A 16,090-nucleotide genomic window follows, 5' to 3' on the forward strand; every position below is an offset into this window, starting at 1 on the left:
GCTCAGTGCTCCATTACTTTATCGGCAACAAGGCTGCCATTCGGATGCAGGCGGATCGTCCAACCCGGCAGTACGAAGATCGTTGTTTCCCGCTCCTCGACGATGACCGGGCCACTGATCACGTCCCCCTCAACCATTGCAGAACGCGCATAAACCGCGGTCTCAACCGGTTGCCCACGAAGATGAACGATACGCTTACGAGCTTCGGGGCGAGCATCACCTTTGGAAACATGCGCAGTCGCTCGCTCGGGCAGTTTGCCGCGCGCAGTGACGTGCCAGTTCACGATCTCAATCGGTATATCGTCAAGCTTAAGCCCGTATTGAACGACATATTCACGCTCGAATATCTCGCGCATAACCTGGGTATCCAGCTCCTCGCGCGGATCAAATGGCAGGTCCACCCGAAGTTCCGATTGCTGACCGAGGTAGCGAAGTTCCGCACCAAACACAAAGTCGATATCGGAGGGAGCCAAACCGGCTTCGGTCAGCGCGGCGGTACCTTCTTCGGTCATTTGCGTCACAAGGCGCTGTGCGGCCGCACCATCCAGACTATCGACGGCTGTAAGTTGACTGCGGACAAGATCAATCTGTGCTGGCGTCACCAGCGTCCCAAATGCGGAGAGAACGGAGGCCAAAGGCGGGTAAATTACCTGCTTCGACTCGATCAGATCAGCCACGAGGCATGCATGTACCGGGCCTGCACCGCCAAACGCGAGCATCGGCAGGCCACGATAATCGACACCGCGGTCGGTTGCGTGCGTGCGTGCTGCCGCCGCCATCTGTTCGCACACAACCTCGTAAATTCCCCACGCCGTCTGCTCCACAGTCAGGCCGATTTTTTCCCCAAGCCTCTTTATGGCCTCGCGCGCGGCCTGCGCGTCCAGCGTCATGTCGCCGCCAAGAAAGCGGTCCGGGTCGAGAATGCCCAGAACGACATCCGCATCTGTGATACAGGGCTCTTTACCGCCCCGCCCGTAACAAACCGGTCCGGGAATAGAGCCTGCACTTTCCGGACCCGTGCGCAAAAGACCAAGTTCGTCGACCCAGGCGATGGAGCCGCCTCCCGCCCCGATCTCAATCATATCGATTGAAGGCACTGTGATCGGCATACCCGAGCCGGGTTTGAAACGGTATCGTCGGTCGACCTCAAAAGTACCCGTTACCAGAGGCTCGTGACCCTGGATCATGCAGGCCTTCGCGGTCGTTCCACCCATGTCGAAGGAGATCAGATCACGAATACCAAACATCCGTGAGAAATAGCACGCAACAAGAGCGCCGGCGGCCGGGCCGCTTTCAATCATCCGAACTGGAAGATCTCCCGCGCGCCCTGCCCCGATCACCCCGCCATTCGACAACATAATAAGCGGCTGTTGAGCAAAACCGCGACGATCAAGTTCCGCAATCAAGGCATCAAGATAAGGCCGCGTGATAGGAACCGTATAGGCATTGATCGCTGTTGTCGAAGTTCGCAGATACTCGCGCATTTGCGGCGCAATCTCAGATGAAAGCGAAACAAATATCTCTGGTGCTTCGCGCGCAAAAATCTCGGCAACGAGCTTTTCATTCGCACCGTTTCGATAGGCGTTCATCAGACTGACGGCCACCGACTCGATCCCTTGTGCCTTGCAGCCCCGGGCGATGGCAACAATCTCGGATTCCTGTGGAGCCAGCTCAACAGAACCATCGGCCAAGATACGTTCGCTCAGGACCCAGGTTCTTTCGCGCGGGATCAGTGGCTCAGCGAACTCAATCTGCGGATCGTACATATCGTAGCGATGCTCATCCCTGATATACAGGATATCCGCGAAACCACGCGTCAGGATAAGGCCAACAGGGGGACCTTTGCGCTCAATCAATGCGTTGGTGACAACGGTAGTCGCATGTACGACCATATCGTTCACATCACCGGGCTCTACGCCCGCGCGGTTCATGACAAGCTCGACACCCCGGAAAAAGCCTTCCAGCAAATTGCCGTGTGTCGTCAGTGTCTTGTCGACGAAGTTGCGGCCATCATCAGCGAGGAGAACAGCGTCGGTAAATGTTCCCCCGATGTCCACAGCAAGCGAATATCTGGTCATTTAGGTAACTCCGTGTTGCCAAGGTTGGTGGAGAATTTCCGCGCGGACATCATCAGCGCATCGACGAAACGATTTGCCGGCGGCGTACCGATAACACCGGTCGGACCCGCAATCGTCAGCGTAGCTATGAAGTTCTCCGTCATATCAAAAACCGGGGCAGAGACCGCTGTAACGCCTTGCAAAGTCTGGTTGGGCGCTTCGGCCCAGCCACGCTCCCGCACCTTCTGAATTTCGACACCAATCGCATTACGATCAGTCGGTGTCTCAGCGGTCCATTCCCGAAGCGAGCCCTCGCCGAGCTTCGCCCCGCCGAAGGCCAACGCAACCTTGCCCTGAGCAGACGAGTGGAAATCCAGAAGTGCACCAGGGCGGGTTACGATCGCGACCGGCTGTATTGTTCGCACCATGTCCAGAATTCGCATGCCGTCAGGCTCCATCTGCGAAAACGAGACCGTGAACCCCGTCAGATCACGCAGTTCAATCATCACCGGGCGCGCTTCGCGTAGAATGTCTGTAGAATCCGCGAGTGCCTGACCGAGATGGTAAAGCTTGTAGGACAGCCGGTATTTTTCCGTTTCAGGATCCTGCAAAACATAGCCGAGGCTCAGCAAGGTGCGCAGGAAGCGAAAAGCCCGCACTTTTGACACGCCGATTTGACGGGCCAGATCGGAAACCGCGACTGGCTCACCACGATCTGCCATAGCCTCTATCACTGCGAAGGCCATCTGCGTGGATTGGTTGACCGATTTATCGAGTTCGATGTTCATGTGATTCTTATTTGAAAAGATTGGGAAGGAAGAGCGACAGAGAAGGTACTGCCGCAACAAGCGCAAGAACGATGACGCAGAGCACAAGCATTGGAAGTGCCGCCATCGCAACGGCTTGAATTGGCGTCCGTGCAATGGTGCCGACAATAAAAAGAACCAGGCCAACCGGTGGAGTACACATACCAATCATCAGGTTAAGTACGACCATGACACCCATCTGTACCGGATCCATACCAATCGTCGGAGCCAGGGCATTCAGGACCGGAACGATCAGAACCATCGCCGCGAGAGGTTCCAGAAACAGGCCCATTACGACGAGAATAATATTGAGCAGCAGTATCAAAACCGCAGGTGACTGCGTCACGCCCAATATGCTGTCGGCAATCCTTTGGGGCAGGTTTTCGATGCCCAGCACAAACCCCGTCATGCTCGCCATTGCGACAATCAGCATAACCCCTGCCGACATGGTTGCAGTATCGTGGAAGCACCGCAGCAATCGTCGCCAAGAAAGGGAGCGGTAGACGAAAAGCGCAATGACAAGCGCATAAATACAAGCGACTCCTGCTGCCTCCGTCGGGGTGAAAATCCCACTCCGAATTCCGACAACAATAAAGACCGGAAGGATTATAGCCGGGATCGCGGCTATAAGGATTCCTCTGCGCTCTTCGGGTGGAACGCGAGCGGCAACGGGATGATCATCCCTGCGACCCTTCCACAGAGCATAGGTGAGAAGCAGCCCGCCAAGTATCAGCCCCGGTACAATCCCGGCCAAGAACAAATCGCCGATCGAGGTGCCGGTCAGAACCCCGAATAAGATCAGCGGCAATGAGGGCGGTATCATCGGGCCCAGGAGCGAACCTGTTGCAGTCAGCGCTGCTGCGTAGGCCGGATCATACCCATCACGCTTCATCGAAGGGATCATCAGGCCACCAACCGCTGCGGCTTCCGACGTAGCGGCTCCACTCGCCCCGGAGAGCAGGAAGTTGGACAAAACGTTCACAACTGCCAGCCCCCCCTTGATCCGACCAACCAAAAACTGCGCGGCCCGCACAATATGACCTGTGAGGTCAGCCGCATTCATCAGGTTACCTGCAAGGATTGTCCCCCGTCAGCGGCTATGGCACAGATTTGAGGTTGTGATTTAAGGAGGATTTGGGCTTCGTCGTAGTGACGAAGGAACGAAGATGAAGCCCAAATCCTCCAATTCAAAATCGCCGACCAAGCCCCCTGCAGATCGGGTGGTCAAGGACATCCGGCGTCAGACCCGCCGCCACTTCTCGGCCGAAGACAAGATCCGCATCGTGCTTGAAGGTCTTCGCGGTGACGACAGTATCGCCGAGTTGTGCCGCAAAGAGGGCATCGCGCAGAGTCTGTACTACAGCTGGTCCAAGGAGTTCATGGAAGCCGGCAAACGCCGCCTGGCCGGGGACACCGCCCGTGCGGCGACCTCCGGTGACGTGCAGGACTTGCGCCGCGAAGCCCGTGCGCTGAAGGAGTGCGTGGCGGACCTGACGCTGGAAAACCGCTTGCTTAAAAAAAGCATGATCGCGGATGGGGGCGACGACGAATGAGGTATCCCGCATCCGAGAAGCTGGAGATCATCCGTATCGTCGAGCAGTCGCACCTGCCGGCCAGGCGGACGCTGGACCAGCTCGGCATTGCCCGCCGGACCTTCTACCGCTGGTATGACCGCTACCGGAAGGTGGGCCGGAAGCGCTGGAGGATCGCCCTTCGGCACCGAACCGGGTGTGGAACCGCATTGGCGAGGACATCCAGGACCAGATCGTCGAGATGGCGTTGGAGGCGACCGACCTCAGCCCACGCGAACTGGCCGTGCGCTTCACCGACGAGAAACACTACTTCGTGTCGGAAGCCACGGTCTACCGGTTGCTCAAGGCCCATGACCTGATCACCAGCCCAGCCTATACGGTAATCAAGGCGGCCGATCAGTTCCACACCAAGACCACGCGGCCGAATGAGATGTGGCAGACCGACTTCACCTACTTCAAGATCATCGGGTGGGGCTGGATGTACCTCTCGACGGTGCTTGACGACTTCTCGCGCTACATCATCGCCTGGAAGCTATGCACCAACATGCGGGCCGAGGACGTGACCGACACGCTGGACCTCGCGCTCGCCGCCTCGGGCTGCGACAGCGCCACCGTTCTACACAAACCCAGGCTGCTATCGGACAATGGCCCCAGCTACATCGCGGGCGAGCTGGCCGAATACATCGAGTCCAACAAGATGAGCCATGTGCGCGGCGCGCCGTGCCACCCGCAGACCCAGGGCAAGATCGAGCGCTGGCACCAGACCCTGAAGAACCGCATCCTGTTGGAGAACTACTTCCTGCCCGGCGACCTCGAGTCCCAGATCGAGGCCTTCGTCGAGCACTACAACAACCAGCGTTACCACGAGAGCCTGGCCAACGTGACGCCTGCCGATGTCTACTTCGGCAGGGCACAGGCCATCATCAAACAGCGCGAAAGGATCAAACGAAAAACCATCGAATATCGGCGCTTGCAGCACCGCAAGCTCACAGCCTAACATCAAATCCCAGACGAGGCCCGCTCTCCGCTAGTCTACGCCCCAATCTGCGCCAAATGTTCTGACGACGGACATATTATAAAGTCAGCGACCGGTCGTCGGCGCGCTCAGGGTGGAGAAACGGAAGATGCGCAAAATCTCGGGACCGCTCGGCCTCGCAATCAAGGCATGGGCCGCTGCTGCGACCGCGCTTCATCTCTATTTCGCCGTTCGGGGCTGGCCGGAACCGCTGACCTTGCGCTCCCTGCATTTCCTGCTTTTCTTGCCGTTGATCTTCCTGCTGTTTCCTGCGCGCAGCATCAAGCAGTCCGAATCTGAAATCCTGCCTGCTGACGAAGCCCAGACCGACGCGCCAAACCAGAAACCCAGCACCATGGACTGGATACTGGCCGGGCTGAGCCTGTTGCCAAGCCTGTATATGTACCTGAATGCGAACACGATCTATCAGCGTTCGGAGTTCCTGACACCGCTGACAGACGTTCAACGCTATTTGGGTATTTTGGTCATCCTGCTGGTTTTGGAGGGCGTACGCCGGGCACTGACGCCGATACTGGCCGGACTGACGATCCTTGTCATCACCTATATGTTCACTGCGCAGTTTCTGCCCGGTCTCTGGCATTACCGCGCAATGAGCCTGGATCATGTCGTCGAGACGATGACGCTCATCAATGGCCGCGGCATTTATGGCCCGTTGATGGGAATTTCCGCTACGATTGTCGCGATTTTCATAACCTTCGGTGCCTTCGTCCGGATCAGCGGCGCAGGAATGCTGTTTTCCAATATTGGCGAAGCTGCGGCTGGCAAATACTCCGGTGGCCCGGCAAAGGTCGCGGTTATCAGTTCCTGCCTGTTTGGCACGATGAGCGGATCGGCCGTCTCTAACGTGGCTTCGACCGGGGTCGTGACGATACCGCTGATGAAACGCTTGGGCTACCGACCAGCTTTTGCCGGAGGCGTCGAAACCGCTGCCAGCGTCGGCGGTGCCATCATGCCTCCGGTCATGGGTGCGGCCTCGTTCCTGATGGCCGAGATCACTGGCATCCCTTATCGCACCATCATCATTGCCGCCTCTCTCGGCGCGGTTCTTTATTACGCGACGACGCTACTGATGGTGCATCTGGAAGCGCGGCGACTGAAGCTCAGCGGCATGCCCGCAGACCAGCTTCCAAAATGGAAGGACGTTTTCCGCGACATACATCTGCTGGCTCCGTTGGTGCTTTTATTTGCGATGTTGATGTCGGGATTTTCGCCCACATTTTCTGCAATATGCGCCATAGGGGCCGTGGTTGTCGTATCGTGGTTGCGCCGTAGAACGGCAGTCGGTCCCAAACAGATATTCTTTGCACTAGCTGAGGCGGGTGAGCTCATCTCCATTGTCGCGCTCGCAGTCGCGGCCGCAGGAATGATCGTTGCCGGCCTTACGACAACCGGGTTAGTCATCGCGATCAGCAATATTATCAACAGCGCAGCGGGTGGCCAGCTTTGGCTTGCCGCGATCATGGTCGCATTGGTCAGCCTCTTGCTTGGCATGGGCGTACCGACAACGCCGGCCTATCTGATCGTCTCGGTGGTTGGTGCCCCGATCCTGATAGAGCTGGGTGCCCCAATGCTCGGCGCGCATCTATTCGTGTTTTACTTCGCTATTCTGGCGGATGCGACTCCGCCGGTTTCAATTGCCGCGTACACGGCGGCCGTCATCGCCAAGGCAAGTCCGATGCAAACCGGCTTCGAAGCCTGGAAACTGTCGATAGGCGGGCTTGTCGTCGCATTCAGCTTCGTCTTTACTCCCGCCATTATGTGGCAAGCATCGGTAAGCGAAGCGCTGATGATCTTCGGCGTCAATGTCGCCGCGATCACCTGTATCAGCTTGGCATCCATCGGCTACTGGACACGCCGCGTGACGATCTTGCCAAGGGCACTGGCGCTGGCCACGGGCATCGCGCTCGCTTTCAGCTACGGTGCTGCACTGGAATATCGCGCCCTCGCGGCGGCAGCCATCCTTCTGGTCATGGGGCTGTCGGTCGTCTTGCCGCAAGCACAATCAGAGCGGCGCGAGAACTGAGCCGTCGGACACCACAACGTTTGGAGCACACAAGATGTCGGCAGAACAACTGAAAGCAATCGCGATGACACTCTGGGTCGTCGAGAACCGGATTGCGATGAAACGTTCTCAGGGTGTCGGCTCAATATCTGGAACTAACCGGCGGATCATTATTCGCATCGATACGGATGGCGGGCCATCAGGCTTTGGTGAGGCCGCCCCTTGGTCGGTCTTCTCCGGCACCACCGAGGCCGGCGTGGCCGCACTGGCAAGATATTACTGGCCGGTCCTGAAAGGTCGCGAGATCGCCGATATTCCCAAGATCATGAACGCTTGCGACCGCGCGGCAGTTGGGCATCCCGAAGCTAAGGCTGCAGTGGAAATGGCGCTTTACGATATTGTCGGGAAAGCCTCTGGCCTGCCCCTTTACCAGCTTTTGGGTGGCAAGGTGAAGGATCGCATCCCGTTCAGTTTTTCACTGGCAAACCCGGATCTCGAAGCGGATCTCGCACTGGCTACACGGATGTATGACGAGGGGTCGCGGATTTTCAAAATCAAGACCGGATTTGTCGACACTCATGCCGAGGATGTGCGCCGTGTCGCCCGCATCCGCGATTATCTGCCGGATGATACCGATTTGAGGATCGACTATAATCAGGGCCTGTCACCCTTCGGCGCCATCAAGAACCTGCGCGAGATGGAGGCGTTTCGCCTGACGTTTATCGAGCAGCCGGTGAAAGCGCATCTCTGGGAACTGCTGGCAGAGCTCACGGCAGCGCTGGATACGCCAGTCCTTGCCGATGAAAGCGTGTTCAGCCCGGCATCTGCAGCCGACGCGGTCAGACGGCGGATTGCACGGGCATTCAGCATCAAGATCATGAAAGCGGGCGGGTTCGCACATGGTCGTGCGATTGCAACGATTGCAGAACAAGCCGGGATTCCGTGTTATGGCGGCACGTTGTTCGAAGGTGCAATCGCGCTCAACGCGGCCGCGCATCTGATTGTATCCTGCGAGAACATCTCCCTAGGGTGTGAGTTCTACATGCCGCGCTATGTCATGTCGCCCGATGAGTGTGAGGCAGGCGTAGATATCCGCGACGGGCATGTTTATCCACCTTCGGGTCCGGGTCTGGGCCTCGAAATAGATGAAGATGTCCTCGGCCGCACGGCGATTGAAACGCTGCACCTCTGAGACGAAGTCAGGACAAATCGGTTCCTGTCGACCGGGGCCGTCTACATGCGCAAGCTGCGCGTCTCAGAAACAAGCCAATCGCGAAAGTCGGTAATCGGTTTGGTGATATTCCGGTTGAAGGGGTAGACCAGATAATAGCCAAACCCGCTTGGCACTGCGCCGCCCAAAGGCATATGCAGCAACCCGCAATCGAGTTGCACCTCCACCATAACGCGCGGCACCACGGCCAGCCCGATACCCGCAATCGCTGCCTGTATCACCATGTTTGTCTGTGAAAAGCGCGGGCCGGAAATTCGTTCGTTATGACTTAGATTATTCGCCTCAAGCCAGCGCAGCCAGCTCGCGGGTCGATGGGCGTTCTGGATCAGCGGGAAACGATAGAACTCGGTCAGCGGCAATTCGGTACCCACCGGAATAAGAGAGGGCGCGGCAACCACAACCACTTTTTCATCCATGAGATGGTGATGAGACATATCCGGCCACACACCGCGCCCCCTGAGCACCGCGACATCGATCTGCGAACTCGAAAAATCGAGCGTTCCGTCTACAGGCAACATCGTGAAATGCTGATCAGGGAACCGCTTGATGAAACGGGTCATTTTGGAGACCAGCCATTGGCTTCCCAGACTGTCCTGAACGCCGATCTGCAACATCTCGCTGCGCGCACTGCCGCGAACAAGATCAATCGTGGCCTCCTCCAACTGGTCGAGGCTCTGAGAAACGCGTTCACGATAAGCGCGACCCGCGTCCGAAAGAACAAGCTTAGGGCCGATCCGCTCGAAAAGCCGCAGACCCAGCAGGGCCTCAAGCGCCGCGACCTGTCGGCTGATACCGCTTTGTGTAAGCCCAATATCCTCACCCGCACGGGTAAAATTCAGATGAATTGCCGCAGCCTCGAAGGCTGAAAGCGCGGATAACGATGGAAGATATCGCTTCATACTATGAGTATTGCTCATCATAAACCGCAAACTCAATATGTTTTTCATTTGTCTGAAGCTGTCAGAATAAAGAAAACAAAAGTGTTGGGAGCGATTATCATGACCAATATGCGGGATAGCGTTGATCGGAGTATTATCGCGCTTCTTCAGGAGGATGCTCGACTTACGACCTCGGAAATCTCACGGCGCCTCGGCATGGCACGCTCGACGGTGACCGAGCGCATTGCGAGACTTGAGCAGAACGACATTATTCGCGGCTATAGCGCCATCGTATCTCCTGAACCGCAGCTACAGGAAACGCGCGCATATATCTCACTGCGTTGTGACCGCGCGGCGCGTCGAGCCGTCGTCGCGGCGCTGAAAGAGTTTCCTGAAATTCTGGAATGCGCCTCGATCAGCGGCGATTTTGACTTGATGTGCACGGTGACTGCGCCATGTGCAGAAGATATCGATGCGCTGCTCGATGAACTCTCAGAATTGCGGGGCGTCATCTCGTTGGAGGCGAGGATCGTTTTCTGTCAGAAGTTCGCGCGCGGCTCGATTGCAGCGACCTGCCCGCCCAGGCACATCGCACTGGTTGGCTGACAGGCGTTCCGTCCAGGCCGAAACGCCATAGCTGACGGCAGATATTCCACCTGAAAAACGGTTCAACGTCATCAGAAGTAACAACCGAAGCCATGCTACCTAACTCCTGCAATACGAGATAATTCCGGTCTGTGGACGTTGCCCAGGCGGTCAAAAGCTATATGCTTCATGCGTGATCGAACCCTCGGATATGCTTCAGCAAGTGACCAGTCAGACAGCAATCAGTACAAGCAATATCTACGCGCATCATATTGGCGCGCGGATTGGATATTTCAGGGACATCAAGGGCATGTCCCTGTCCGAATTGTCGCGAAGGTCGGGAATTGCGAAGGGCACTCTTTCGAAGCTCGAAACGGGCCGGGGCAATCCGACGGTTATGACTCTGGCCGCTTTGGCCCGTGTCTTACAGGTAACGCCGAGCGATTTTCTTTCCACCCCTCCTTCACCGGGGGAGGACAGCCTGCAGCCGCTGTCGGGTCCCGGGATCGATATGCGCTTCCTGCATCGGATGGCTGCGGATTCGATCTGGGAGGTTTACGAGACCGTGATCCCAAAAAGCGACGCACCAATCGTGTCGAAAACGCATGGCGGGATCGAGCATCTGCTTATGCTGAGCGGGGAGGCTGAAGTCGGCCCTTCAGAGGCACCGGTTCTGCTGCAGCGCGGTCAGCACATCGCATTTGCCGGTGAAGTGCCGCATTTATACTGGGCGCAAAAGCAGCCGGCACTTGTTTTCCTGATCATGGAATACTCGCTGTCCAGCGATGCGGTGACAAACGGCGACGATTTCAGAAATGCCGTGCTTCCCTCCCTGTTGACCTTCACCAGATAACCCAGCCACCATCGACATTCATGGTGTGCCCGGTCATGTAGGACGAGGCTGGCGAGGCCAGGAAAACAACGGCGCTTGCGATCTCGGATGGCTCACCGACGCGACCCATCGGAATGCGGTTACGTCGCAGGTTCTCCAGATAGTCAGCATCTTCCAGAAAACCGCGGGTCATCTCGGTCCGGATATATCCGGGAGCGATGGCATTCACACGGATGCCCGCATGGGCCAGTTCGACGGCAAAATTCTTGGTGATCTGGATCACGGCAGCTTTTGTTCCATCATAAGCTGATGAGATCGGCCCATCGACAACCATGCCCCCGATCGATGCGATATTGATGATAGCGCCGCCTGTGCCACGGTCACTCATCGCCCGTCCGACCAACTGGCTGAGCCGGTAGACGGCCTTGAAATTCACATCCACCGTCTGATCGAAGTCGGCCGGATCGTAGTCCAGAACCGGACCGGGCCGCGAAATCCCTGCGTTGTTCACGAGGACATCGATGCCGCCGCTCTCCATGCAAGTGCTGACAAGACGGGACAGGTCATCCTCACGCGTGACATCGACAGGAATGACAGTCAGCCGCGACGCATGTTCCTTTGGCAGATCACCCAATGCGGCGGCGACCCGCTCAGGCGACAGATCCGCCGCCACAACCCGTGCACCGGCAAGCAGCAAGGCATGAACCTGCGCGACGCCCAGCCCGCCCCCTGCACCCGTCACCAACGCCGTTTTACCGTCGAGCCGAAATTGCTCCATAACCTTCCTCCGTGGTGTGGCGATCAAACGGCGGGCGACGCATCGCCGCCCGCCCTTGCAGATCAGTTGCTTTGTGCTGGTTCAAAATGCACGAAGTGCTGTGTCGCGTCTTCCGAGGGCAGCGTTGCAGTGGTGACCTTGCTGACCACGACAACGACGATTGCGCTGAGTATGAAGGCCGGAACCATTTCATAGAGGCCGAACGGCGTGCCAAGCTGCTTCCACAGCAGCACGGTCAATGTTCCGGTCAACATCCCCGCCAGCGCGCCATGCCGCGTGACGCCCTTCCAATACAGCGAGATCAGGATCAGTGGCCCGAATGCCGCGCCAAATCCTGCCCATGCATAAGCAACCAGAGCGAGGACCGATCCACCCTGCAAGGCAAGCACAAAGGACACGAGTGCCGTGACCACGATCAGCAACCGTCCGACCCAGACAAGCTGCCGCTCCGAAGCCTTAGGATTGATCAATGTCCGGTAAATATCCTCTGTCAGGACCGACGAGACGACCAGAAGCTGAGAGTCCGCGGTCGACATGATCGCCGCCAGTACAGCCGCCAACATGATACCGCTGATCCACGGGTTCAGGACTGCGGCGGTCAGGTTGATGAAGACTTTTTCCGGATCAGCCAGTGGTGGCTCGAAATACACGATCCCGACAAGACCGACCAACATGGCACCCAGCATCGAGACGATAACCCAGGTCATGCCAATGCGCCGGGCGCTCTTGATCTGAGCCGCGCTGCGAATGCCCATGAAACGCGCCAGAATATGCGGCTGGCCGAAATAGCCCAGCCCCCACGCCATACTGGACACAATCGAGATCAGCCCGAATGCTCCGGCGGCTGACCAGGTTCCGGTCTCAGCGTCATATGCGGTCTGGCTGCCAAGCGCGAGCAAGGTGGGTTCTTTCGCCTCGATCCCGGAGATCAGACTATCAAAACCACCGACGGCATAAATCCCGATTAGCGGAACAAGGACCAGCGCGAAAACCATCAGCAGGCCCTGAACCACGTCGGTATAGCTGACGGCCAGAAATCCGCCGATGAAGGTATATCCCACAACGACGACAGTGCTGATCACAACCGCAAGGGTGAAATCGACGCTAAAGACCTCGCCAAACAACAGGCCACCTGCGACGAGACCCGACGACAGGTAGAGTGTGTAGAAGATCAGGATAATGATGGCCGAGAATATCCGCAGGACGCGGGACCGATCTTCGAAACGATGTTCGAAATACGACAATATCGTCAGTGAATCGTTGGCATGTTCGGTATAGATGCGCAGCCGGGCCGCCAGGAACTTCCAGCCAGATAGATGCCGAGCGCCAGACCGGCGATCATCCACAGCGCGTCGAGACCGGAGGTATAGGCCCAGCCCGTCAGCCCCAGCAGAAGCCAGCCACTGCTGTCGCTGGCATGGGCGCTGAGCGCTGCGGTCATACTGTTCAGCTTGCGTCCACCAAGGACGAAATCGCTGATCGTGTTGGTATTCTTATAGCAGTAAATGTCCCCCGTCAGCGGCTATGGCACAGATTTGAGGTTGTGATTTAAGGAGGATTTGGGCTTCGTCGTAGTGACGAAGGAACGAAGATGAAGCCCAAATCCTCCAATTCAAAATCGCCGACCAAGCCCCCTGCAGATCGGGTGGTCAAGGACATCCGGCGTCAGACCCGCCGCCACTTCTCGGCCGAAGACAAGATCCGCATCGTGCTTGAAGGTCTTCGCGGTGACGACAGTATCGCCGAGTTGTGCCGCAAAGAGGGCATCGCGCAGAGTCTGTACTACAGCTGGTCCAAGGAGTTCATGGAAGCCGGCAAACGCCGCCTGGCCGGGGACACCGCCCGTGCGGCGACCTCCGGTGACGTGCAGGACTTGCGCCGCGAAGCCCGTGCGCTGAAGGAGTGCGTGGCGGACCTGACGCTGGAAAACCGCTTGCTTAAAAAAAGCATGATCGCGGATGGGGGCGACGACGAATGAGGTATCCCGCATCCGAGAAGCTGGAGATCATCCGTATCGTCGAGCAGTCGCACCTGCCGGCCAGGCGGACGCTGGACCAGCTCGGCATTGCCCGCCGGACCTTCTACCGCTGGTATGACCGCTACCGGGAAGGTGGGCCGGAAGCGCTGGAGGATCGCCCTTCGGCACCGAACCGGGTGTGGAACCGCATTGGCGAGGACATCCAGGACCAGATCGTCGAGATGGCGTTGGAGGCGACCGACCTCAGCCCACGCGAACTGGCCGTGCGCTTCACCGACGAGAAACACTACTTCGTGTCGGAAGCCACGGTCTACCGGTTGCTCAAGGCCCATGACCTGATCACCAGCCCAGCCTATACGGTAATCAAGGCGGCCGATCAGTTCCACACCAAGACCACGCGGCCGAATGAGATGTGGCAGACCGACTTCACCTACTTCAAGATCATCGGGTGGGGCTGGATGTACCTCTCGACGGTGCTTGACGACTTCTCGCGCTACATCATCGCCTGGAAGCTATGCACCAACATGCGGGCCGAGGACGTGACCGACACGCTGGACCTCGCGCTCGCCGCCTCGGGCTGCGACAGCGCCACCGTTCTACACAAACCCAGGCTGCTATCGGACAATGGCCCCAGCTACATCGCGGGCGAGCTGGCCGAATACATCGAGTCCAACAAGATGAGCCATGTGCGCGGCGCGCCGTGCCACCCGCAGACCCAGGGCAAGATCGAGCGCTGGCACCAGACCCTGAAGAACCGCATCCTGTTGGAGAACTACTTCCTGCCCGGCGACCTCGAGTCCCAGATCGAGGCCTTCGTCGAGCACTACAACAACCAGCGTTACCACGAGAGCCTGGCCAACGTGACGCCTGCCGATGTCTACTTCGGCAGGGCACAGGCCATCATCAAACAGCGCGAAAGGATCAAACGAAAAACCATCGAATATCGGCGCTTGCAGCACCGCAAGCTCACAGCCTAACATCAAATCCCAGACGAGGCCCGCTCTCCGCTAGTCTACGCCCCAATCTGCGCCAAATGTTCTGACGACGGACAATTGTCCGTCGCCGGTAACGTTCCCGGCGGCGTGGCGGCTGCCAAGATCGGACGCAACCTGACGTCGTGGCAGACCGCTGGTCAGCACGATGCGAACCGCATCACGCCAGAACGAAGCGGACTTGCCTAGTTCACCGCCTGCTCAATCCGCTCCACCCTGTCACCACAGAACGACCACAGCGCGATGTCGTCCGTGCCGGTCAGACGATGTGCCGAATAATCCAGATCGGGCCAGCCCGGAACGGACACGCGTACCTCGTCAAACGCCAGCATCAGCCGCGACCGGGTGCAATCCGCCCCGCAAAGCTTCAGCGCCTCCAGCAGCGCTGTCGCCGCCGCGCGGCCATAGCGGGAAAGAAGCGGCTCCTGCGACGGATCCGAACCGCGGGGATCTGTGGCGATCACGCAGCCGGGCAAGGGGTCCGCCAACCGCGCGAGATCGTCCACGGTTGCGTAAAGCGCCGGGGCCTCGGGCGGCGTGGCGAGCCGGTCGATACCCAGCACCATGACCGGACGGTCATCACCTGCCGATGCATCGTCAAACACCACATCCGCCCCCCGAAGCAGCGAGCCGAGCCGCGTTTGCAATGCGGGATCGGCTTGAACCTGAATCCCGCCTGCATGATCCGCAGCGGCCCGGATTTGCAGCGAAAGCGTCGCATAGCCGCCCCGCATGAATGCCGTGTCCTCATCCCCCAGCAGCGGGGCCAGCGGAAAGAGGCTGGGAACGCCCGGCCGCTCAACCGGCTGCGCGGCACCGATAACGACAAATCCAGCCGCCTCCTCCGACAGCCGGAGCTGCCGTCCGAACACCCCGTTCGGTGCCAGCCCGTCAACCTGCTGCCTGAAACCATCCCAGAAAGCCGTGGCGGATCGGGTTTCTGCCGCCTGCCCCAACAATATCTGCGTATCGTTGAGACCACTGCGCTGTATCCCCGCCACCGCATCGAGATAGGCGATCAGCGCCGCAGGGTCGTCCGCATCGGAGAAGCCAAAACGCGGCATCGCACCGCCCAACTCGCTGCCATCCGGGCGCAGGCCCTCGGTCAGCGCCCGGGCAAAGGCTTCCGGTGAATAGCCCTTCGCCGTCAGTGTCGTCCAGGTAATATCCGGGCCGGACTGAACCTCCGCACCGCCGCCGGCATCCCCGCCATGACAGCCCGCGCATGAGATTCCTTGGGCGGGAACCTGGCGCTGGCCGATGCGGACCAGCAGCCCGCTGCCCGCCTCCCCCTCGAACAGGGCCCGACCGTGATCGAGACCCTCCTGCGCAGTCGCAGGCCCAGCCAGCATGGCCAACGCCATGATGAGTTGCGCAAAAGCC

Annotated in this window: 11 protein-coding genes and 2 pseudogenes; 6 read left to right on the forward strand and 7 right to left on the reverse strand. The window is 58.6% G+C overall.

Annotated features, from left to right (window positions below):
• Positions 1 to 2 precede the first annotated feature (2 nt).
• Genes PAF12_RS08550 through PAF12_RS08560 form a run of 3 tightly spaced genes read right to left on the reverse strand, consistent with a single transcriptional unit; the run spans position 3 to position 3,944 of the window.
• Positions 3 to 2,078 (reverse strand): hydantoinase/oxoprolinase family protein, encoded by a 2,076-nt coding sequence (locus tag PAF12_RS08550; RefSeq protein ID WP_271106522.1) that lies wholly within the window; start codon positions 2,076 to 2,078, stop codon positions 3 to 5.
• A complete protein-coding gene (locus tag PAF12_RS08555) occupies positions 2,075 to 2,845 on the reverse strand; it encodes an IclR family transcriptional regulator (protein ID WP_271106523.1) in 771 nt (256 codons plus the stop codon). The genes PAF12_RS08550 and PAF12_RS08555 overlap by 4 nt, the downstream gene beginning before the upstream one ends.
• A 7-nt stretch (positions 2,846 to 2,852) precedes the next feature.
• Positions 2,853 to 3,944, reverse strand: coding sequence for a TRAP transporter large permease (locus tag PAF12_RS08560; protein WP_271109676.1), 1,092 nt, complete (start codon positions 3,942 to 3,944; stop codon positions 2,853 to 2,855).
• A gap of 85 nt (positions 3,945 to 4,029) precedes the next feature.
• Between PAF12_RS08560 and PAF12_RS08565 the strand changes: the two are divergent.
• The 3 genes and pseudogenes from PAF12_RS08565 to PAF12_RS08575 all read left to right on the forward strand — a co-directional run bounded on the left by PAF12_RS08565 (position 4,030) and on the right by PAF12_RS08575 (position 8,625).
• Positions 4,030 to 5,392, forward strand: a pseudogene (locus PAF12_RS08565) (IS3 family transposase).
• A gap of 127 nt (positions 5,393 to 5,519) precedes the next feature.
• Entirely contained in the window at positions 5,520 to 7,454 is a 1,935-nt protein-coding gene (locus PAF12_RS08570) for a TRAP transporter fused permease subunit (protein WP_271106524.1), read from the forward strand.
• Positions 7,455 to 7,488: 34 nt separating this feature from the next.
• A complete protein-coding gene (locus PAF12_RS08575; RefSeq protein WP_271106525.1) occupies positions 7,489 to 8,625 on the forward strand; it encodes an enolase C-terminal domain-like protein in 1,137 nt (378 codons plus the stop codon).
• 41 nt (positions 8,626 to 8,666) lie between these two features.
• Here the strand turns inward: PAF12_RS08575 and PAF12_RS08580 are convergent, their stop codons facing one another.
• A complete protein-coding gene (locus PAF12_RS08580) occupies positions 8,667 to 9,611 on the reverse strand; it encodes a LysR substrate-binding domain-containing protein (RefSeq protein WP_271106526.1) in 945 nt (314 codons plus the stop codon).
• Between the two features lie 51 nt (positions 9,612 to 9,662).
• On the opposite strand from PAF12_RS08580, the gene PAF12_RS08585 reads away from it, so the two are divergent.
• Positions 9,663 to 10,148, forward strand: coding sequence for an Lrp/AsnC family transcriptional regulator (locus PAF12_RS08585; RefSeq protein WP_271106527.1), 486 nt, complete (start codon positions 9,663 to 9,665; stop codon positions 10,146 to 10,148).
• Positions 10,149 to 10,320: 172 nt separating this feature from the next.
• Positions 10,321 to 10,980: a helix-turn-helix domain-containing protein gene (locus PAF12_RS08590; protein WP_271106528.1), complete on the forward strand. Its 660-nt coding sequence runs from the start codon at positions 10,321 to 10,323 to the stop codon at positions 10,978 to 10,980.
• Here the strand turns inward: PAF12_RS08590 and PAF12_RS08595 are convergent.
• Both PAF12_RS08595 and putP read right to left on the reverse strand, forming a co-directional pair.
• On the reverse strand, positions 10,970 to 11,737 hold the full coding sequence (locus PAF12_RS08595; protein WP_271106529.1) for an SDR family NAD(P)-dependent oxidoreductase: 768 nt from the start codon (positions 11,735 to 11,737) through the stop codon (positions 10,970 to 10,972). The genes PAF12_RS08590 and PAF12_RS08595 overlap by 11 nt on opposite strands.
• A 62-nt stretch (positions 11,738 to 11,799) precedes the next feature.
• Positions 11,800 to 13,178 (reverse strand): annotated as a pseudogene (gene putP, locus PAF12_RS08600) (sodium/proline symporter PutP).
• Between the two features lie 150 nt (positions 13,179 to 13,328).
• Here putP and PAF12_RS08610 point away from each other — a divergent pair.
• Positions 13,329 to 14,692, forward strand: a protein-coding gene (locus tag PAF12_RS08610) for an IS3 family transposase (RefSeq protein WP_271106531.1) whose coding sequence is annotated in 2 segments (ribosomal slippage) — positions 13,329 to 13,676 and positions 13,679 to 14,692 — 1,362 coding nt in all. Because the reading frame shifts where the segments join, the coding sequence is not laid out codon by codon here.
• 200 nt (positions 14,693 to 14,892) lie between these two features.
• Here PAF12_RS08610 and PAF12_RS08615 read toward each other — a convergent pair.
• Positions 14,893 to 16,071, reverse strand: a complete 1,179-nt coding sequence (locus tag PAF12_RS08615) for a c-type cytochrome (protein WP_271106532.1) — start codon at positions 16,069 to 16,071, stop codon at positions 14,893 to 14,895.
• Positions 16,072 to 16,090 lie beyond the last annotated feature (19 nt).

Source organism: Paracoccus sp. SCSIO 75233 (genome assembly GCF_027912675.1).
Lineage (GTDB): Bacteria > Pseudomonadota > Alphaproteobacteria > Rhodobacterales > Rhodobacteraceae > Paracoccus.

Excerpts from the sequence above, each read along its gene's own strand:
- PAF12_RS08550 (WP_271106522.1), bottom strand. The coding sequence starts at position 2,078 with ATGACCAGATATTCGCTTGCTGTGGACATCGGGGGAACATTTACCGAC.
- PAF12_RS08575 (WP_271106525.1), top strand. The coding sequence starts at position 7,489 with ATGTCGGCAGAACAACTGAAAGCAATCGCGATGACACTCTGGGTCGTC.
- PAF12_RS08555 (WP_271106523.1), bottom strand. The coding sequence starts at position 2,845 with ATGAACATCGAACTCGATAAATCGGTCAACCAATCCACGCAGATGGCC.
- PAF12_RS08615 (WP_271106532.1), bottom strand. The coding sequence starts at position 16,071 with ATGGCGTTGGCCATGCTGGCTGGGCCTGCGACTGCGCAGGAGGGTCTC.
- PAF12_RS08570 (WP_271106524.1), top strand. The coding sequence starts at position 5,520 with ATGCGCAAAATCTCGGGACCGCTCGGCCTCGCAATCAAGGCATGGGCC.
- PAF12_RS08585 (WP_271106527.1), top strand. The coding sequence starts at position 9,663 with ATGACCAATATGCGGGATAGCGTTGATCGGAGTATTATCGCGCTTCTT.
- PAF12_RS08595 (WP_271106529.1), bottom strand. The coding sequence starts at position 11,737 with ATGGAGCAATTTCGGCTCGACGGTAAAACGGCGTTGGTGACGGGTGCA.
- PAF12_RS08580 (WP_271106526.1), bottom strand. The coding sequence starts at position 9,611 with ATGAAAAACATATTGAGTTTGCGGTTTATGATGAGCAATACTCATAGT.